Source organism: Vibrio sp. RM-41-2B (assembly GCF_024744415.1).
Taxonomy (GTDB): Bacteria; Pseudomonadota; Gammaproteobacteria; order Enterobacterales; family Vibrionaceae; genus Vibrio; species Vibrio diabolicus.
Genome location: NZ_JAMQWD010000015.1, coordinates 163,953 through 182,948 on the forward strand (window position 1 = coordinate 163,953; position 18,996 = coordinate 182,948).

Annotated in this window: 17 protein-coding genes; 5 read left to right on the plus strand and 12 right to left on the minus strand. The window is 46.0% G+C overall.

What is annotated here, in order from left to right; genetic code table 11:
- Positions 1 to 34: 34 nt before the first annotated feature.
- The 4 genes from NB463_RS11015 (at position 35) to NB463_RS11030 (ending at position 4,112) form a co-directional block, all read left to right on the plus strand.
- Positions 35 to 1,267 carry an L-lactate MFS transporter gene (locus tag NB463_RS11015; RefSeq protein ID WP_031780690.1) on the plus strand — a complete coding sequence of 411 codons (1,233 nt, stop codon included), beginning with the start codon at positions 35 to 37 and terminating at the stop codon, positions 1,265 to 1,267.
- A gap of 67 nt (positions 1,268 to 1,334) precedes the next feature.
- Complete coding sequence (locus NB463_RS11020) at positions 1,335 to 2,948, plus strand: VRR-NUC domain-containing protein (RefSeq protein ID WP_258431201.1); 1,614 nt, start codon at positions 1,335 to 1,337, stop codon at positions 2,946 to 2,948.
- A gap of 165 nt (positions 2,949 to 3,113) precedes the next feature.
- On the plus strand, positions 3,114 to 3,761 hold the full coding sequence (locus NB463_RS11025; protein ID WP_253645136.1) for an AcfA family outer membrane beta-barrel protein: 648 nt from the start codon (positions 3,114 to 3,116) through the stop codon (positions 3,759 to 3,761).
- A 15-nt stretch (positions 3,762 to 3,776) separates the two neighbouring features.
- Positions 3,777 to 4,112, plus strand: a complete 336-nt coding sequence (locus NB463_RS11030; RefSeq protein ID WP_258431202.1) for a NirD/YgiW/YdeI family stress tolerance protein — start codon at positions 3,777 to 3,779, stop codon at positions 4,110 to 4,112.
- 77 nt (positions 4,113 to 4,189) lie between these two features.
- Here NB463_RS11030 and yegS read toward each other — a convergent pair whose 3' ends face one another.
- From yegS to NB463_RS11085, 11 genes are all read right to left on the minus strand, one after another.
- Entirely contained in the window at positions 4,190 to 5,092 is a 903-nt protein-coding gene (gene yegS, locus NB463_RS11035; protein ID WP_258431203.1) for a lipid kinase YegS, read from the minus strand.
- Between the two features lie 8 nt (positions 5,093 to 5,100).
- Positions 5,101 to 6,006, minus strand: coding sequence for a LysR family transcriptional regulator (locus NB463_RS11040; RefSeq protein WP_258431223.1), 906 nt, complete (start codon positions 6,004 to 6,006; stop codon positions 5,101 to 5,103).
- A 173-nt stretch (positions 6,007 to 6,179) separates the two neighbouring features.
- Positions 6,180 to 6,605, minus strand: a complete 426-nt coding sequence (locus NB463_RS11045) for a bifunctional diaminohydroxyphosphoribosylaminopyrimidine deaminase/5-amino-6-(5-phosphoribosylamino)uracil reductase RibD (protein ID WP_258431204.1) — start codon at positions 6,603 to 6,605, stop codon at positions 6,180 to 6,182.
- 49 nt (positions 6,606 to 6,654) lie between these two features.
- Positions 6,655 to 7,971 (minus strand): BatD family protein, encoded by a 1,317-nt coding sequence (locus NB463_RS11050; RefSeq protein WP_258431205.1) that lies wholly within the window; start codon positions 7,969 to 7,971, stop codon positions 6,655 to 6,657.
- Positions 7,968 to 9,698 carry a vWA domain-containing protein gene (locus NB463_RS11055; protein ID WP_258431206.1) on the minus strand — a complete coding sequence of 577 codons (1,731 nt, stop codon included), beginning with the start codon at positions 9,696 to 9,698 and terminating at the stop codon, positions 7,968 to 7,970. Before NB463_RS11055 ends, NB463_RS11050 begins: the two co-directional genes overlap by 4 nt.
- Positions 9,691 to 10,761 carry a vWA domain-containing protein gene (locus NB463_RS11060; RefSeq protein WP_258431207.1) on the minus strand — a complete coding sequence of 357 codons (1,071 nt, stop codon included), beginning with the start codon at positions 10,759 to 10,761 and terminating at the stop codon, positions 9,691 to 9,693. The genes NB463_RS11055 and NB463_RS11060 overlap by 8 nt, the downstream gene beginning before the upstream one ends.
- The gene (locus tag NB463_RS11065) at positions 10,754 to 11,332 is read right to left on the minus strand and encodes a DUF4381 domain-containing protein (RefSeq protein WP_258431208.1); all 579 of its coding nucleotides are present in this window, start codon (positions 11,330 to 11,332) and stop codon (positions 10,754 to 10,756) included. The genes NB463_RS11060 and NB463_RS11065 overlap by 8 nt, the downstream gene beginning before the upstream one ends.
- The gene (locus NB463_RS11070) at positions 11,333 to 12,295 is read right to left on the minus strand and encodes a DUF58 domain-containing protein (protein WP_015313118.1); all 963 of its coding nucleotides are present in this window, start codon (positions 12,293 to 12,295) and stop codon (positions 11,333 to 11,335) included.
- A gap of 12 nt (positions 12,296 to 12,307) precedes the next feature.
- A complete protein-coding gene (locus tag NB463_RS11075) occupies positions 12,308 to 13,291 on the minus strand; it encodes an AAA family ATPase (RefSeq protein ID WP_258431209.1) in 984 nt (327 codons plus the stop codon).
- A gap of 85 nt (positions 13,292 to 13,376) precedes the next feature.
- Positions 13,377 to 14,678, minus strand: coding sequence for an anaerobic sulfatase maturase (locus NB463_RS11080; protein WP_258431210.1), 1,302 nt, complete (start codon positions 14,676 to 14,678; stop codon positions 13,377 to 13,379).
- Between the two features lie 114 nt (positions 14,679 to 14,792).
- A complete protein-coding gene (locus NB463_RS11085) occupies positions 14,793 to 16,319 on the minus strand; it encodes an arylsulfatase (protein WP_258431211.1) in 1,527 nt (508 codons plus the stop codon).
- A gap of 140 nt (positions 16,320 to 16,459) precedes the next feature.
- Between NB463_RS11085 and NB463_RS11090 the strand changes: the two genes are divergently transcribed.
- Entirely contained in the window at positions 16,460 to 17,317 is an 858-nt protein-coding gene (locus tag NB463_RS11090) for a LysR family transcriptional regulator (protein WP_005396661.1), read from the plus strand.
- A gap of 123 nt (positions 17,318 to 17,440) precedes the next feature.
- Here the strand turns inward: NB463_RS11090 and NB463_RS11095 are convergent, their stop codons facing one another.
- Positions 17,441 to 18,988, minus strand: coding sequence for an arylsulfatase (locus NB463_RS11095; RefSeq protein ID WP_258431213.1), 1,548 nt, complete (start codon positions 18,986 to 18,988; stop codon positions 17,441 to 17,443).
- Positions 18,989 to 18,996: the final 8 nt, after the last annotated feature.

Here is an 18,996-nt window from a genome sequence, read left to right on the forward strand (position 1 = left end):
GCATTGCCAACAAGAGGAAAAACTGAGAATGAAAATGAGCAAGATTGATAAAGCTATGCGCATCCTGTTAGCAGGGTTCTGTATCAACCTTTGTCTTGGCATCCTGTATGCTTGGAGTGTATTCAACAAGGCACTGGTAACTGAATCAGGCTGGAGTGCTGCAGAAGCTTCTGCACCTTACGCAACTGCAACCATCACTTTCTCTATCTGTCTTCTTGTTGCAGGTATTCTGCAAGACCGCATGGGTCCGCGTATGATCCTTATCCTAGGTACTGTTCTTACAGGTCTAGGCATGATCGCGTCTGGCTTTGTTGACACTCCACTCATGCTGAACATTACCTTCGGTGTGATCACAGGTGCAGGTATCGGTTTTGGCTACGCATGCCTATCACCTTCTGCAATGAAATGGTTCCACGCTTCGAAGAAAGGCATGGTTAACGGCATTATCGCGGCTGGTTTTGGTCTAGCGGCTATCTACCTAGCACCAGTAACATCATCATTGATCGACAGCATGGGCATTCAAACGAGCTTTATGGTTCTTGGTGTTGGTATCTTGGCAATTGCAGTTCCTCTTGCTGCAACCATCAATAACCCACCAGCAGACTACACGCCTGCAGAGCCGAAAGTAAAAGAAGGTCAAGCACCTAAAGCGGTGAAAAAGTCAGATGACCTAACTTGGAAAGCAATGCTGAAGACGCCACAGTTCTACTCTCTATGGATCATGTACGCATTCGCAGCTTCTGTTGGTCTAATGATCATCGGTAACATCACGACAATCGCAAGCGTTCAAGCAAACTTACCAAACGCCGTTTACCTAGCGTCTATTCTTGCTGTATTCAACTCAGGCGGCCGTGTTGCTGCGGGTATGCTTGCAGATAAAATAGGCGGTGTACGTACGCTTCTACTTGCGTTCGTCCTACAAGGCGTAAACATGGTGCTGTTCGCAACGTTCGACTCTGAGTTCACTCTGATCATTGGTACTGCGATCGCAGCGGTAGGTTACGGTACACTTCTAGCGGTATTCCCTACTCTAACGGCCGAGTTCTACGGTTTGAAAAACTACGGAACTAACTACGGCGTGCTTTACACTGCATGGGGTATCGGTGGTGCAATCGGCGCAGCAGTTGTTGGCTTCTCTATGACGAACGGCGAAGGCTACACCTTGGCTTACACTATTTCTTCAGCAATGATGGCAGTATGTATCGTACTTGCGTTCATCACTAAGCCACTGTCTGAAGCGAAGGTAGCGCAGCTAAAAAACGCATAATTGCGAATTGATTTGATAGCGAAAAGGCTTAACCTATGGGTTAAGCCTTTTTTGTTATCGGTCGTTTATGGAAAGCCCTATCGAACTTGCACCAGACTACTATCTAGAAAACTTCTTTAAGCTGACTCACCACGCAGTAACCTGGTACAGCGATTTACTGGCTGAGGAAGAACACGCTTGGCTTTGCTCGTTTGATTCCTTGAGCAAACACGCCCAGTGCCTGTTAGTGCGTTTATACAGCCGAAAAGGGTGTTGGTTTCGAAGTGATAAGCTGAGTTATCAAGAAATACCTTCAATCAATGAAGCACTGGCAGAATTGAGTCAACATCAGTTTGTGGCCCTTTCCCCCACACTCTCTCATCAAGAGTTAGCGTCTAACTTACTGACGAAACCGGAGATCTCTGCACTTTACCCAGAGCTACCGAAGTCATTAAAGAAAGATGCCCTTGTAGAGCGTTTAAGCAACACGGAATTTGATCGTTTTGAGCAGCTTGAGTTTACGATCATCAAACTCAATTCAGCTCACATGATCGACGTATTACTCACTCTGTTTTTCGCCAACACCCATCAAGACTTAAGTCAGTTTGTGCTTGATGACTTAGGTCTACATCAGTTCGAGCAATACCAATTGAGTAAAGTGCGCCGTTTCTTTGATTCACGTGAGCAAATAGACCGCTTAATTGAACTGAGCCAACTGAGCAACCTGTACTGGCAATTTGATCGAAAAGACAAAGCGAACCTCGACTTATTAATTGAGGCAATGCCTCAGCCTGTTAATCACCATTACGTAGATCGTAAACGTGAGCACATGTTGAATGACATAGCACGTGATTACGAACGGCTTAATGATCTAGAGACCGCCCTATCTCTATTTAGCCAAACTCAGCTCGCTCCGAGCCGAGAACGACGTGCACGTATCTATGACAAACTAAACCAAGATGATTTATTTAGTGACATTGTCACAGAGATACTGCAGTCGCCAATTGATGTGTCTGAGCTCGAAGTCGCACAAAAACTTGAGCAACGGTTGAAACGAAAACAAGGCGCGAAAGTACCAAGAGTAGCGAAGCCACTCTGCTCCGAATACCATATTGAACTGGATTTATCTCAACAACGAGTCGAGCTTGCCAGTAAAGCGTATTTTGAGTCCTTAGGCTGGAATGTGTTTTACGCTGAAAATGCGTTGCTCAACTCGCTACTGGGGCTCACATTCTGGGATGCGATTTTTGCTCCTATTGAAGGGGCATTCATTAACGCTTATCAACACCGTCCTTTAGATTTATATCACTCAGATTTTGTTACCAAGCGCCAAGCTTTGATAGACACCGCTTTTGCCGAACTAGAAGCGGGCAACACCCAGACGTTATTGACAAAATACGATGATAAGTTTGGCATCAGTAATCCATTTGTACATTGGAATTTAATAAGTAAAGAGCTTCTCGAAACAGCGCTCAACACTATCCCAACCAATATGCTGATGGCGCTGTTCAAAATACAATTGAGCGACCTTAAGCTTTACCGTAATGGGATGCCGGATCTCATTGCTTTTAAAGAAAATGAGTTCGAGTGGATTGAAGTGAAAGGCCCTGGCGATAAACTCCAGGATAACCAATGGCGTTGGATCAAAGAGTTTACTCGCCTTAATGTCCCGTTTGCGGTGTGTTACGTCGCAGCAACTTAACTTACTCTATATAAAGAGCTTGGTGTTTGTTCACTCAAACCGCCCCTCGGTTATCGCCCCTTGCTCTTTTTTCTAAAAATTTTTTCGTTTCTTCACGATCGCTTCACGCTTATTCACACAAAATGCGCTTCTACTCACTAAGTTGACTTGAAGAGGAAAAATAAAATGAACAAAACACTTCTTGCGTTACTTGTTACCTGCTCAGTTTCGGTATCTGCGGCTCCTTATGTAGGTCTGGAATATGGACTAGGCACCACTGACCATGATTTGGAACCTCACTTTTCAACTGACAACGTAACACTCAACCCTGAGCTTGAAGACGGTATTTTCTCAGGCTTTGTCGGTTACGCGTTCAATGACAACTGGGCGCTAGAGTTGGGCTACAGCCAGTTTGACCTTGATGATAGTCGTTCAAAAAACCTAGGTATCAAGTCAATCGATGGCAAAGATTACCATCATGAAATGGATTGGGATGCGTCAATCAAAGCCAAGCAAGTGTCGCTGGCACCTGTGTTTAACTATGCATTAAATGATAAATGGACAACAAAATTCAAAGCGGGTTTAACGTACACGGAATACAACGCCAAGGTTTCTAAACATCAAGAATACGAGCTTGTCGCGAACGACGATGTGGAAATGAACAACACGCTTTTCCATAGCACGGAGAAAAACAACGAGCTAGGCGCAATGCTCTCAGTGGGTGCGGAATACAGAATTTTCCCGCAGCTCACCATAGGTGTAAACGCAAAATATCAACTAGACCGATACGCGAACACTGCATCCTTTAACGTAGGCACAACTTACTACTTCTAATTTAAGGAGACGATAATGAAAAAAAAGATTTTAGCAGCCATGTTTGCCCTACTTTCAAGCTCAGCTTTCGCCGCGTTTAATGGTCCAGAAATAGGCGTAATTAATTCGGTGAAAGAGGCGCACAACGCAACCGACGACAGCGCAGTCATGTTAACCGGGCACATTGTTCAATCTCTTGGTAACGAGACTTACTTGTTCAAAGATGAGACTAGTGAAATCGAAGTGGAAATCGACAATGAAGATTGGATGGGGCTAGACGTTGGTCCAAACGATAAAGTGACGATTCGAGGCGAAGTTGACTCAGAGTGGACAACCAAGCAGATCGACGTAGAGACCATTCAAAAGCTTTAATTCGCCTGACACCTCAACACAAACAACACAGCCACATATTGGAGGCTGTGTTGTTTATGGGCCGTGAAACTACTCGTTTAACTGACCAAGCAAGGACAATCTTGCGGCAAGACTAATCGTATACTCTTAGGCTGAACATCAAACCGTATTGTTCTCGAATGATATGGTTCGCCATCTAAATTAAGCGGTAGTGGATTTGGGAAGTCTATCTCCAACCAGCTTGCTCTTGTGTGTTTTACAAACTCACCTTTCTCGCTAGGATTATTGATCTCTTCGATAACTTTTGGCAGCTCATGAGGTAAGAATGGACGCACCAATGTTAGATCCATCAAGCCATCATTAATCATCGCTTTCGATGCTAACTCTTGCCCACCTCCAGCTAAGCGACCATTGCAGAAAGCGCCAAGCAACATTTCTCCCTGATAAGCCCCGCCTTCAATTGTTATTGTTCCGTCATAAGGTTTAAAGCCGAGCGCTTTTACAACACCGGTTAGTGTATAAGCGCCGCCACCAAGAAAGTTTTTAAGTTCAACAGGCGTTTCTGCCGTAACTTCTGCGCCAAACCCTGCTGTTGCCACGTTAATAAAGTAGCGATCGTTAGCCTTGATACAATCGACCAAAGCAGACTGCCCTTCTACGGCAAGAGATAAAGACGCCTTGATAGAAGCTGGCACTTGAATCGCGGTGGCAAAATCATTTGCGGTACCAAGAGGGATAATGGCTAACTCAGGGCGTTTTTCTTCTTCAATTTGGATGATAGCAGAAGCCGCCTCATTGACGGTCCCATCGCCACCAGCGACAACAATACGTTCAATCCCTTCATCAACCGCTTCTTTCACCAAGCGCGGCATGTCTTGAGATTCCCAAGTCACTCGCACTTGCACATCGACGCCCTTGTCTCTCATTTTCATGATTGCATCTCTTAACTCTGGGTTCCCAGCTTTTTTGCCGTTAAGGATGGCACGTATTGTCTTCTTCATTGCACTTCCTATTGGTTGATGACTTTCCCTGCTTGTTTAATCTGTGATCGCAACCATTGATGGGCACTGTCGTTTGTCCGACTAGGATGCCATATTGTGCAGAGCTCATAGGTTTGTTCATCAAATGGCATAGATAAAGATTTAACATGATAGGTGTGGTTGAACAAGTTGATCATCGACTCGGGCATTAAACCAATATATTCACTACCGCAGATAACAGGTAGCATTTCCAACACGCCAGAAGCTCGATACTTTATCTTTCTTTTGTCCAAGTCGACAATATCATCGGCGTTTAACAAGCTCTTACGACTCTGCCACTGCGAAACCACCACATGTTCTTCTTCAAAAAATTGTTCAGCCGTAATCTCGTCCTTTAAGCGTGGGTGCTCCTCGCTACACACCACCACCAAGCGCTCAGTAAGTACAGTTTCAACTTTTAAAACTGTTCTTGCTCTTGGCGCGATATCAATTATCAAGTCGTAACGTTGCAAACGCAGATCGCTTTCAAAATCTTCCGTAAAGAGTGGATGAACCTCTAAAGCAATATGTGGTGCTAACTCACGGATCTGTTTCATAACTTGAGGGAGCAACTCAAAACTTGCAACAGAGACACAAGCAATGGAAAACACTCGATTCGACACTTTAGGGTCAAATTCGCTAGAAGCCGTCAGAGTTGAAGTAAAGTTTTGCACCGAAGTAAGCAGCGCAGGGTAAATATCCATAGCAAAAGAGGTAGGTTCTACTCCCTTGGTACAGCGATGAAATAAAGGTTCGTCATAAATATCACGAAGGCGTGCCAACGCTTTGCTGACTGCGGGCTGCGTGATACTGAGACGTGCTGCCGCTTTAGATAAATTCCCCTCTTCATAGATGGCAATAAAGATGGGGATAAGATTCAGATCGGTCGGTTTCATGCTATTAAATTTTTCGAAAATCACTTTTTCTATTTTAATCTAACAGCATGATAGTTAACGTAACCAAGTACAAGAAATGGGCGGTAAGACCTGTTTTAATGAGTTTTAACTCAATTTTGACGTACTCCATTCACCGCATAAGTGAGCAGCTAGCGTGCAAGCCAAAGCTTACATTAAGATTTGCCTAAATATGGGGTAAGAAACTCGCAGACTTCCTCGCCGCATAAACCAATTTCCACCTCAATACCCGCTTGTTCTAGAATCTCGATTCCTCGACCACTGTTGCGCGGATCTGGGTCCAACATGGCTACGACGACTTTGCCAATACCGGATTTTACTAATGTCACCGCGCAAGCTGGCGTGCGACCTACAAACGAACACGGTTCGAGCGTAACGTATGCCGTCACCGCTTCTAACGAGCCTTGATATGCATTCAGCGCTTCTACTTCCGCGTGGTTGCCACCAATAGCTTGAGTATGACCTTCTGAAACGATTTGATTGTCTTTCACTAACACGCAGCCAACTGGCGGGTTGGGTTGACATTCAGGAAGCGCATTTTTGGACACTTCCAATGCGCGGCGCATAAACTCTTGGCTCATTTGAACTCTATTCTCTAATAAAAACGAGGCGCTATATTAGCGCCCCGTTTTATTCATTGCCATCTCTTCCAATGACTTTGTCCAGTTCTGGTAACGCTCGCGGTATACGGAATTTAAAGCGTTGTTGTTTGGTCTGGATCTTGCGCCACATCGACTTCATTAAATGAGCGCTATTTTCACCATTTTGCATTCGCGACGCACTTTTTTGCCACGATTCACTCGTATCGGCTTTGGTCATTTCCAGCTCTGCCGTATTTAAACGCAATTGTTTGTACAATACGGTCCTTGCTTCAGACCACCGTTTAGCCTTTAACAAACGGTGGAACGTCAACCATGCTGGTGTCGGTTTGTTGCGGTAGTAACGTTTAATGGCTACCAATGAAACAGTCACAAAACCCAGCAATACAAACGTGGATACAATCCATGCAAAGTACGTTTTGATGAAGGATTTCAACGTGTGCTTCGCAGCAAATGTTTTGCCCTCTAACACCACCGTTTCCACTTGCTGAGTCTTACTGTTCCACCAACGGAACTCATAATCTGGCAGGGTTAATTCACCACCTTGTTGAATCACGTACACGCTCTCTTCTGTGCGTGTTGACTGGTAATCACCACGTGTTTGCGTATCTGTAAGACGGTGCGGTTGAGGATACGCTTGGTAACGGGTTGTTGATTCTCCTTTCAACAAGTCTGGTAGCAACACAGATAGCGAATCTTGAGCTGAAATGGTGATTTTACGCGTGATTGCATCCCCAACTTTGAGTGACTCAGTGGAGGTTTCCCACTCTTGTTTTACGTCTACGTGCGTTGCAGAAAACCAAGGCGTATCACCGCTCAACAATCCCGATGGAAAGACAGTTTTGAACTTAATCGGCTGCGTGTAAAGTGTGCCTGACACCTTCTCGCCGTCCGGCGCCGACACCTGAACGCCCACAGCGACAGGTGGAATCACAAAATCACCAGATGCTTGCGGATACAAAGTCACTTCCCAGCGTTGACGCGACCAAGTTTGGCCGCCCTTTTGCTCCGTGAAGTTAGTGGCTAACTGATTACGCTGTTTGGCGATAACATTGGGCATTTCAATACTGCCAATTCGCGTTCCACCCGTAAACCAGCGCGGCGTTGCCACTTCGATGGTTAAAATGACTTGCTCGTTGACACTAAAACTTGGCGTTTTACGCTTTTCTCCAGCCGTTGGTTGTTGACCAACCCACGCTTGCAACTCAACACCATGATTGCGTTGAAGATCGTAAATGTCCTGAGCGAAAACGTGACGACTTACGAGCAGACTCAAACAAACCACTAACCATGCCACTATCCGTGCAGGAAGTGCAAAAGAGGTAACGCGATGGACATTCATCATCATTGGGCAGCCTCCTCTGTATTGTGTTCCGTTGTCGTAGTTAAGCTACCCGTTGTTGGCGAGCGTAATTGAATTTGGAATTTAGCGCGTAAGAAATACTTCGGATCCGCTTCGACTCGCTTTAGCCACTTGTCGGCTAACTCTTGGCTACCTAAGATGTCGTCTGCGCTTAACGTCTCTTTAATCATCAACTCTGCTGACGTTTGTTCATCCGCTCCTTCTGCGGTTTGAGGGTTGTCGCCTAGCTCGGTTGACGCCTCTTGCTCTGTTCCGGCTTGACTCTCACTCATCTGATTTATCTCATCGACGATGCCAGCAATCACTTTCAAGTTGTGCTCAACATCAGGTCTTAACGACTCGCTCAACGTTGGCTTACTGGCTAGGGATTTTAACAAGTCACGAGCAGCCAAATATTCACGCTGACGCGCCAATGCGCTCGCCGCATTGTAAAGACCGTAATCTCTAACCTCTTCGGACGGGTCGTTTTGCATTTCCAAAAACGCACTGTGCGCGAGCTCAAACTCGCTAGCGTAGTAGTACGCCGTGCCTTTGCGTAATGGATCGACAAAGTGTTTTGCAGCTTCTAAATACGCTTGTTGGTTGAACAAACGCTGTCCTTGTTGGTCTGGCGTCAGCCACAAATCCCACCACCATTGCGCCACCTTGTCGAAGGTCGTCACTTTTTGCACAACTTGTGGCTGCTCGGCTTTAACAGAAACGTTCTCCGCCATTGCACTGGTCGGCATCAAGAGTGTACCGCTCACCATTGCAATCACGCACCACTGCACTAACCACCCTTTTCTAAACCACAGCATCATGATCAACGCGATTGGGAACAGCAGTTGATAACCCATGTCTTTCCAAGGCATTGAGGATTCGCCATTAAGCTGCATATTGCGCTCAACGTATCGATTCAGTTGTTCGATATCACTGTTATCGACCGTCACTTCCACCAATCGACCGTTGGTCTGGCTGGCCAGTTTTTGCAGAGAATCCAAATCCATCGGGTTGTTACTCACGATGTCTGTATTCCCCGCAGCAAGAATTAACAGTTGATAAGGTTTGTCTGCAAAATACGCTTGGTATTGCTTAATCGTGGCCGGGTTCACGCCGTCGCTCACCAACAGAACGGTGGAGCCTGGTTGACCTTGCAATTGTTGATCAATTAACGGCAAGGCTTTTTCAGCAAGCTTACCTTGCACGGGCATGATTTCTGGCATAATGGCCGCCAAAAATGGGTCAAATACTTTGCTGTCTTGAGTCACAGGCATCGCCACATGAGCACTGCCCGCAAACACAACTAAACCCGTTTTTCCGCCTTTTCGAGCGGCTAACAGATCGCGTACTTTCTGTTTAGAACGCTCAAGGCGGCTTGGTGGGAGATCTTTTTGCAGCATCGAATCGCTGTTATCAAGCACCACAAGCAGAGAGGCTTTATCTTCGCCAAAGGGGGAAGATTCACGTTGCCACGTTGGGCCTGCACAAATCACAATGGCAATTAGCACAATCAGCATCAAGAGCTTAAGCGGCAGTTGCTTACGCCAACCTTGCTCGCCAATCGTCAAAGCATTGCGTAAATGTTCGGGCAGAATATCCTTCCAGCTTGGTTTGCTTTCTTCTCGCCAGCGCAACCACACCAAGAAAAACATAGGGATCAAAGCCAGTAACCACAGCGGTCGGATAAAATGAAACTGCGTAAAGAATTGCGTCCAACTAAGAGAATCAAACATCGCTCTCTCCTAATGATGATCGTGTTGCAGCCCTTCTTTTGAGTGTCGCGACGCTGAACGCGAGTAAATGCATGATGACCACTAACGCCATCAAGTAATGGTGAAGACTTTGTTTCGGCCGGTATGTGGTGCTTTCGTAAAGTTGAGGTTCCAGTTTGCCAATCTCGTCGTAGGCAGCCGACAGTTCATCACGGTTGAGTGCTTCAAACGCTTCACCGCCGGATTCTTTCGCAATGCGATGAATCGTGTCCATATCCAACGCGGTTTCACCTATCGTTTCCGGATCACCCATCGCAATCACGTGCACTCGCACGCCTTTGGCTTTCGCAACTTTCGCCGCATCAATCGGTTCGACAAAGCTGCCCGTGTCGTTACCATCGGTTAATACAATCGCGACTTTTTCACGGTTTTGATTTTGTTCTAAAGCACCACGCGACTTATCGCTTTGCTCAAAAACTTTAATCGCTAAGCCAATCGCATCACCAAGATGGGTACTCTGCCCTGCCATCGCCACATCGGTTTGGTTAAGCAGTTCGAGCCACACTTTTTGGTCAGCGGTAAATGGCGTTTGCACAAAAGCGGCATCACCAAAAAGAACCAAGCCTAATCGGTCACCTTTACGAGACTGAACAAACTCCGTCAGCACTTCTTTCGCCGCATCAAGGCGAGAAATTTTTTCGCCCGTACGAGAGGTGAAATCAGGCTCAGCCATGGAACCAGAAAGATCCACCACGACCATCACATCGCGCCCTAAACTCTCGCGTACTTGAGGCTCGCCTAGCACGGTGGGTTTGGCCATCGCACACACCACCAAAAGCCATGAGAGAATTAACGTTGCTCGTTGCCACCAGCTTGGGGTTAACTGGCTTGCACCCTCTGATGGCGTCTCGCCAATCGCTTCCACAAGCTGACTAAAAAACGGCACTTTGATCGCCATTTGCTTAGTGCGATATGCAGGCACCAAGTAGTACACCACCAATGGCAGCGGCAAAATCAGAAACCACATTGGGTGAGCAAATTCAAAACCAGACAAACCAGTTAGCGATACAAGAAGATCATTCATGTTGACCTCCCTGATGTTCTTTGCGTTTCAATAATGGAGATTTCTTTGCCGCGCTTTTTTGAGCATCACAACGGTGTTCACTCACCCAGTTTTTCGCACGAGCAATAAGTGTTACTCGTTCTTCATTGGTTAGCGTAACGCTGGGGTCAACAATACTTTGTAGCCAGCGCTTTGAAAGCTCATCGTTAAAGACCACTTGCGAGTTTGCTTGAGAATCTCCGGTTTGCGGATATAGCGCATCAAGCTTACGCAGAAAGGCGGTATCAAACAATTTCGCGTTACGGCTATCAACATGAATCAGCACAATTTTAAGCACAGAGAACAATGCTTTAGACATGCCTTTGTCGCTCGGTTTGATTTGCGAAATCGTCAACAGAGCTTCTTGTCGGTAGCGGTTACACCACCACTGTTGAGCCAAGCGATACGCGACATACACTAATGCAATGAGCGCAACCGCCGCTAAAATCTTCCAGCCAATAGTTTGCGGATACCAACTCACGCTTGGTGGCACGGCCACATCATGTAGGTCTCTGAGTATGTAGGTACTCGGAGGCGTAGGAAGACCACTCATTTAACGCCCTCCTACCAGTTTTTGAAATTGTTTAATGTGCTCGCCTGTCGTATCGAGTTCGATGTGCGGAAGGTGTTTCATCGCCATAAGTTGAGAGAGTGATTGTCGCTGTAAGCTAGTTCGAGCCTCAAGCTTTGCGCTCGCGGCTTCTACCTTTGCTTTGCTGTCTAAATTGAGTTGATACTGCCCATCACCAACCACCCATTTCGATTTTGCCAAATCGTCTGGTAGCGCTTGTTCTAATGGGTCACTGACCATCACTGCGAGAACATCGTTGTGCTGTTGTAGCTGTTTAAGGTGGTCAAGATGGTGCTCCTCGCAGTCGCTCCAGTCGCTGATAAAAATCAAAGTGGATTGTTTGAGCTTCATGCGTTTAATGAGCTCAATCCATTGACTGAACGTCACTTTTTCGGAATTGCGGGAGTCCACATTGAGCGATTGATTGGCTTTAGCGAGACGCTTAAGTTGCGCCAGAAGATCGTTTTGCGAACGCTGCGCCTTGCTGTGAAACAATGCCTGTTGGGATGCGATGACAAAACCAACTCGGTCGCCATCTTTTAACACGCGCCACCCGCACATGGCCGCGATTTCTGCCGCAACAACCGATTTCATTACTTGTGTCGAAGCAAAAAACATTGCGCTGCGCTGGTCGACACACACGATCACGTTGCGATCTTTTTCTTCGGTGTAGCTGCGCACATGCGGCTTGCCTGTGCGCATCGTGACTTTCCAATCCAGGTTACGAATGTCGTCACCCAATTGATAATGGCGCAGCTCTTCGAAGTTCAATCCACGACCGCGAAACAGCGAATTGTGGCGGCCTGAGAGTACGCTACCCGCTTTTAGGTGAGGAAGTAAACTGAATGATTCTGCTTGTGCTTGCAGACGTACTAAGCGAGCGTAATCGCAGTACAAACGGGGATCCATCCCCTGTGATTTTGGCGCAAGAGTTGGCTTAGCCATAATGCCTCCCGCTTACCCAATTTCTACACAATCTAGCAGCTCTTGCACGACGCGTTGGTGATCGACTCCGTCTGCTAATGCATCGTAGGTCAAAGAAAAACGGTGGCCCAGTACAGACGGAATCATGGCTCGCACATCGTCAGGAGTGACATGGTCACGTCCTTGCATCCACGCATACGCACGAGCGCATTTGTCTAGTGCGATGGAAGCACGAGGACTAGAGCCAATCTCAATCCATTTTGCTAAGTTTGAATCGGCATAACGCTCTGGCTTACGAGTCGCCATCACTAACGCGACAATGTAGTTTTCCACTAGATCTGACACAACAATATCAGGTAGTTGACGACGTGCTTCTAGCACCACGTCAGGTTCGATGTGTTTTGGCGTAATAATTTCGCTGCTGGTTTCCGCACCTAATTCTTCACTGCGCACCAAACGAATGATGTCACGTTCGGCTTCATCTTCTGGGTAATCGACGGTAACCTTCATGATAAAACGGTCCATTTGTGCTTCTGGCAGCGGATACGTGCCCTCTTGTTCTACTGGGTTTTGCGTTGCAAGCACCAGAAACAAGTCTGGCAATACGTGAGTTTTATCACCTACCGTGATTGTGCCTTCGGCCATGGCTTCAAGCAATGCTGCTTGTACTTTGGCTGGCGCACGGTTGACCTCATCGGCAAGCACAATGCTGTTAAAAATTGGCCCTGGCTGAAAATGGAGTTGCGGCTTGCCATCCAACTCTTGATAAACCTCGGTCCCCGTCACGTCCGATGGCAAAAGGTCCGGCGTAAACTGGATTCGACCAAAACTGGTGTTTAACAAGTTCGCCAACGATTTTACAGAACGTGTTTTTGCCGTTCCCGGCAAACCTTCTAGAAGAATGTGCCCGTTCGTTAATAACCCGATGACTAAAGCTCGAACCACGTGGCTTTGTCCAATGACGCTTTTTTCTGTTTGTTCGATGAGTTCTTTTATCGCTTGTTGTGCGTGGTTCATAGGGTACCTTTTCAGTGGTTTAAGCCGTCTTTTCAATAGTTAAGTATAAGAACAAATGAAATAACTTAAGGTTATATTCACTATGTTATCTTTGCGGTTCTTCAGATTGGAGAAGCTGTACAAGACCAACCAACATCGGTAATGCGTAATCAAAGAACATTTTGATTCCCGAACACAGATAGTTTAGTCCAGCCTCGCCATTCGGCGTTTTGATCAGACGGTTTTTCGGACACTCGCCCCAGCAATAAGGCAAGTAGGGACACTGCTTACAATACGTCGGCAAAGATTCGCGTTTTGCCATGCCAAAGGTGTATTGTCGTGTAGAGAAGGCCATGTCATTCAATGAGTGTTCATGAATGTTGGCGAGTTTGTATTCTGGGTACACATAGTGGTCGCAACTGAACACGTCGCCATTGTGCTCAATCGCCAAGCCTTTGCCACAAAACTCAGCTGTCACGCAAAGCTGAGACGGTTTCCCCATTACTTGCGCTACCGCGGTTTCAAACAGGTTAACCAGTACACGGCCAAGATCGTTATTCACCCATTCTTCAAAGGTCGCCATTAAAAAGCGTCCCCAGTCTTCAGGATCAACCGACCAATCCGTCACAACAGACATTGGGTGACCCGGTTTCGCCAGATCACTGCCTTTGGTTGGGATCATCTGTTCGTTCCAAAACTGCGGTGCGGTTGTTTGGAAGTCGTTCGCTTCTACCACCGGTGCAAACTGAATGTAAGTCACACCCAATTCTTGGGTTAAAAATCGATACACTTCGAGCGGGTATTTCGCATTGTGACGATTCACCGTGACCAACGCGTTGAATTTCACGCTATGTGCTTGGAGCTTATCTACCGCTTTCATCACCAGATCAAAAGTCGGCTTACCGCTGCGGGTTTTGCGATATTTGTCGTGCAGCTCTCGTGGCCCATCAATCGACAAGCCAACTAGGAAGTTGTGCTCTTTTAAAAACGCACACCACTCATCGTTTAGCAAAATGCCGTTGGTCTGAAAGTCGTTTTCAATGCGAACGCCTTTCGGCTGATGTTTCCTTTGCAGAGCTACAACATTGCGGAAATAGTCCAACCCAAGTAGAGTTGGCTCCCCGCCCTGCCATGAGAATACAATTTCTTCGCCATCCTGACTTTCGATGTAGCTTTTCACGAACGCTTCCAATGTTGCGTCGTCCATTTTTGGCTGCTTTTCTTGGTGCAGTAGATTTTCTTTATGCAGATAAAAGCAGTATTGACAATCGATATTGCATTTTGCTCCGCCTGGCTTTGCCATCACATGGAATCGACGGTCGTACGCACCCGGAATCGGTGCTTTAGACGCCGTTTTAAGAGGAACAATAGGCATGGTAGAAGAATGGCGAGGGGAAATCTTACTCATACGTTTCTCACTATTAAATATACCCAAATAACCTCGTAAGCGTAGTGCAGTAAACGGGAAGCTATTTGGGTATATAGCGCTCCGAAGAGCGCTATGGATTATCGATATTCTTAATTATTTCGAAGTTCTAGGTACGAACGTACCTGCTTCCATGCGAGGTGGGAACTCTTTGAACGTACCCATGATTTCTTTTGCTTTCGCCACTGCTGGCATGATCAAGAATGAACGCTCGTACATCCAACGAGAGTAGCCCATACCTTGGTCACCACGTTCGAATGGGTCGATGCTCAAATCGAAGATCAATGGAACACGAAGCTTGGTGAATGGTTTACGCCATACATCCATACCCGTTTCATTTTCTTGGATCATGAAGTGGAATTTGTATTTACCGTCACGTAATGCAACCAAATCACCTTCATCACTCCAATAAGCGAATTCGTTACGAGCAGATTTGTCTGACTTACCTGTTAGATATGGCAATTGGTTGTAACCATCTAGGTGAACTTTATAGTCCATATCACCAACTTTCTTGCCTTTTAGTAATTCATCTTTAACTTTGGTGTCACCCGCTGCAGCAACCAATGTTGGGAAAAAGTCCTCTAATGACATCATGCCGTTGAACGTTTTACCTGCTTCGATGTTTCCAGGCCATTTAATCAACATCGGCACACGGAAACTGCCTTCCCAGCCAGTGTTTTTCTCAGAGCGGAATGGGGTCATCCCTGCATCAGGCCACAAATCAACCATAGGGCCGTTGTCAGTGGTGTAAACAATGATTGTATTGTCATCCACACCCAACTCTTTGATCTTGTTAAGTAGCTGACCGATTTGGTCATCGTGCTGCTTCACGCCATCTGCATAAAAGCCAGCTCCTGTTTTGCCTTTATAATCATCAGGCACGTGCGTGAAGTTGTGCATGCGAGTGGTGTTAAACCAAGTAAAGAACGGCTTATCCGCTTTTACTTGTTTTTCTATGAAGGTTTCCGCGGCATCAAGGAATTCACCGTCAACATTTTCCATACGCTTACGCGTAAGTGGACCGGTATCTTCAATTTTGCCGTCAGCGTAAGAGTGGATTACGCCACGAGGGCCAAATTTCTTCTTGAACTCTGGATCTTTAGGATAATCCACGTTCTCTGGCTCTTCTTCCGCGTTCAAGTGATATAGGTTGCCGAAAAACTCATCAAAACCGTGGTTGGTAGGAAGGTGTTCGTCTCGGTCGCCTAAATGGTTCTTACCAAATTGTCCGGTTGCATAACCCATTTGCTTAAGCACGGTTGCAATCGTTGGATCTTTTTCCGAGATACCTTGCGGAGCGCCTGGTAAGCCCACTTTTGATAGACCAGTACGTTTTGGCATTTGACCAGTAATGAATGCAGAACGGCCTGCTGTCGAACTTTGCTGTGCGTAGAAGTTAGTGAACTTCGCACCTTCTTTAGCAATGCTATCGATGTTCGGCGTATTGTACGCCATCATGCCTTGGTTGTAGGTACTAAGGTTCCAGTAACCAACATCATCACCAAAGATGACAAGAATGTTGGGTTTGTCCGCTGCGTGTGCAACTGCAGATGCAGCGCCTAATGCTAACGTACATGCGTTAAGTACGAGTTTTTTACTGCTCGTTTTGGTCGCATTTTTCATATTATCTCCAAGAGTTCGCTAGTGCGTAAAAATGGTATTCGCTTTTCAATACCATTGTTGATATAAGATAAAGCACTAATTTCAGGCGATAAATGCAGTCAGAATTAGTTAACCTATAAATTAAATTTATGAGTAACGTTATGGACTTGAATTTGATCCAAACTTTTCTTGTTGTCGCGGAGTTCCAATCTTATACGAAAGCCGCGGAACAATTGGGGCTGACACAACCCGCTGTGAGCGCTGCAATAAAGCGTTTAGAACAAGTGGTCGATAAGCAATTATTTGTCAAAAAAGGGCGAGGTATCGCACTAACATCCACCGCCTATCAACTGCTACCACAATTCCAGCAAGCGGTTAATATCATTGATAATGCGATATCCGATAAGAATCATTTTGAAGTGTGTTGTTCCGAAATTTTATTGCACATTATGGATCCGATAAAGAACACTATTTTTTATGAATCGCCACCCGAAAAGTTCTTATTATTTGAGCTTCTAAGACAACAAAAAGTCGATCTTGTCATTGATACTGTTATCACAAAAGATGCCGCATTTATTATTGAAGATGCCTACGAAGAAGAGGCGGTGATTATCTGTCGTGAGAATCATCCCCGCGTGCAAGGCTCGCTCTCAAAAGAACAGTTTTATGAGGAAACTCACTGTTTGTTTTCAGGGAAATGGAACAACATGAGCGGTTTTGAACAGCTATCCCAAGAAACTATTCAAGAGAGAAAAGTCGATTTGATCACATCTTCGCTTGCTGGTATGGCGTTGTACGTCGCGCAACGCGATTGTTTAGGCTTAGTGTCTCAATCTTTTGCAAACAAATGGAGTAAAGCCCTTAAGCTTCAAGTTCTGCAGTGCCCTATTTCTATATGCGCTATCCCTTACAAGTTTGTTTACCATAAGCGAGAGATGAACAACCCTGCTCATATTGCGCTACGTGAAAAAATTAAAGCGAACTTAACGGCTGCCCACTACGAGCCAGTTTCCTTGTAGGCCTTGTTGATTCGCATTTTCTTTGCCATTCTTTGCTCTTGGGGCTTTTATTAGACGGAAAAAAGAGGCTCATATGAGCCTCTTTTCTATATGGTTGCATCGTATTGCTTACGTAGCACTAGCCTACTTATTTGGGTTCTCTTTTAATTTCTCCATCACCTGATCGAGCGAGAAGCTTGCCGCTTTTTGCCTTGGTGGGAACTCTTTAAACGTTTCGAGGAATCGTCCTACGTAAGCTTGGGCGGGAACCAACATATAAGCACGGTCTAGCATCCAATCATAGTAGGTGTTGGAAGTGATATCAGCGACTTCGTAAGGATCCATACGTAAGTTGAAGATCTTAGGAACTCGAAGTGTGGTGAATGGTTCCGCCCAAATGCGCAGCGTACCTTTTGCTCGTTGCTCCATGAAAACCAGTTTCCACTTGTTATAACGAAGTGCGGTTAAGTCTCCATCATCCGAGAAGTAAAAAATCTCTTCACGCGGTGCTTTCTCTTCTTCGCCAGTTAAATATGGCAGGAAGTTGTAACCATCGAGATGCACTTTGAATTTCTTACCATTCGCACTATAGCCTTTGAGTAATTTCTCTTTGATACTGTCATCACCCGCGGCAGCAACGAAAGTTGGCATCCAGTCCATATGGTGCATGATATCATTCGAGACAGAGCCAGCTTTAATTTTACCCGGCCAACGTACCATCGCTGGGACTCGATATGCACCTTCCCAGTTGGTATTTTTCTCTCCACGGAATGGCGTTGTACCTGCATCTGGCCATGAGTTCATGTGTGGACCATTATCGGTTGAATAAAAGACTATCGTGTTGTCTTTTATGCCCAAATCGTCCACTTTTTTCAGTAGTTGGCCGACATGATTATCATGCTCAACCATACCATCTGCATACTCACTGATGCCTGTTTTTCCCGAGTTCTCTTCTTTCACGTGGGTACGGAAATGCATACGCGTTGCGTTCCACCAGACGAAGAAAGGTTTTTCAGCTTTGACGGCACGATCCATAAAATCGAGAGCCGCATCCAACGTCTCTTCATCTACGGTTTCCATACGCTTGCGAGTCAGAGGCCCGGTGTCCTCGATTTTGCCGTCAGCGTATGAGCGAATAACGCCTCGTGGACCAAACTTTTTACGAAATTCTGGATCTTTAGGGTAATCGACGTTTTCTGGTTCTTCCTCGGCGTTCAAGTGATAAAGGTTGCCAAAAAATTCATCGAAGCCGTGGTTAGTAGGCAGGTGTTCGTCTTTGTCGCCTAAATGATTTTTACCAAATTGACCCGTCATATAGCCCATCGGCTTCAACATTTCGGCAATGGTGGCATCTTCTTCCTTCAAGCCAAGATCCGCGCCAGGAAGCCCTACTTTACTTAAACCCGTTCTAAGGACGGTCTGGCCGGTGATAAAAGTAGAACGACCCGCAGTACAAGATTGTTCACCGTAATAATCCGTGAACATCATGCCCTCTTTCGCGATGCTGTCTATATTTGGTGTTTTGTATCCCATCAAGCCGAAGGTGTAAGCACTGAGATTGGACTGGCCAATATCATCACCCCAAATGACGAGAATGTTAGGTTTCTCTGCCGCGATACTGCTACTTGTCGCGCCAATTAAGGCGGCAGCAAGAATCGCTAATCGACGTTTTACGCCATATTTCGCTGTCATATAAACCT

Bases quoted from the DNA above. Each gene is read 5' to 3' on its own strand.
- NB463_RS11080 (WP_258431210.1), bottom strand. From the start codon at position 14,678: ATGAGTAAGATTTCCCCTCGCCATTCTTCTACCATGCCTATTGTTCCT.
- NB463_RS11075 (WP_258431209.1), bottom strand. From the start codon at position 13,291: ATGAACCACGCACAACAAGCGATAAAAGAACTCATCGAACAAACAGAA.
- NB463_RS11055 (WP_258431206.1), bottom strand. From the start codon at position 9,698: ATGTTTGATTCTCTTAGTTGGACGCAATTCTTTACGCAGTTTCATTTT.
- NB463_RS11020 (WP_258431201.1), top strand. From the start codon at position 1,335: ATGGAAAGCCCTATCGAACTTGCACCAGACTACTATCTAGAAAACTTC.
- NB463_RS11050 (WP_258431205.1), bottom strand. From the start codon at position 7,971: ATGATGATGAATGTCCATCGCGTTACCTCTTTTGCACTTCCTGCACGG.
- NB463_RS11090 (WP_005396661.1), top strand. From the start codon at position 16,460: ATGGACTTGAATTTGATCCAAACTTTTCTTGTTGTCGCGGAGTTCCAA.
- NB463_RS11060 (WP_258431207.1), bottom strand. From the start codon at position 10,761: ATGAATGATCTTCTTGTATCGCTAACTGGTTTGTCTGGTTTTGAATTT.
- NB463_RS11025 (WP_253645136.1), top strand. From the start codon at position 3,114: ATGAACAAAACACTTCTTGCGTTACTTGTTACCTGCTCAGTTTCGGTA.
- NB463_RS11040 (WP_258431223.1), bottom strand. From the start codon at position 6,006: ATGAAACCGACCGATCTGAATCTTATCCCCATCTTTATTGCCATCTAT.
- NB463_RS11065 (WP_258431208.1), bottom strand. From the start codon at position 11,332: ATGAGTGGTCTTCCTACGCCTCCGAGTACCTACATACTCAGAGACCTA.
- yegS (WP_258431203.1), bottom strand. From the start codon at position 5,092: ATGAAGAAGACAATACGTGCCATCCTTAACGGCAAAAAAGCTGGGAAC.
- NB463_RS11030 (WP_258431202.1), top strand. From the start codon at position 3,777: ATGAAAAAAAAGATTTTAGCAGCCATGTTTGCCCTACTTTCAAGCTCA.
- NB463_RS11070 (WP_015313118.1), bottom strand. From the start codon at position 12,295: ATGGCTAAGCCAACTCTTGCGCCAAAATCACAGGGGATGGATCCCCGT.
- NB463_RS11015 (WP_031780690.1), top strand. From the start codon at position 35: ATGAGCAAGATTGATAAAGCTATGCGCATCCTGTTAGCAGGGTTCTGT.
- NB463_RS11045 (WP_258431204.1), bottom strand. From the start codon at position 6,605: ATGAGCCAAGAGTTTATGCGCCGCGCATTGGAAGTGTCCAAAAATGCG.
- NB463_RS11095 (WP_258431213.1), bottom strand. From the start codon at position 18,988: ATGACAGCGAAATATGGCGTAAAACGTCGATTAGCGATTCTTGCTGCC.
- NB463_RS11085 (WP_258431211.1), bottom strand. From the start codon at position 16,319: ATGAAAAATGCGACCAAAACGAGCAGTAAAAAACTCGTACTTAACGCA.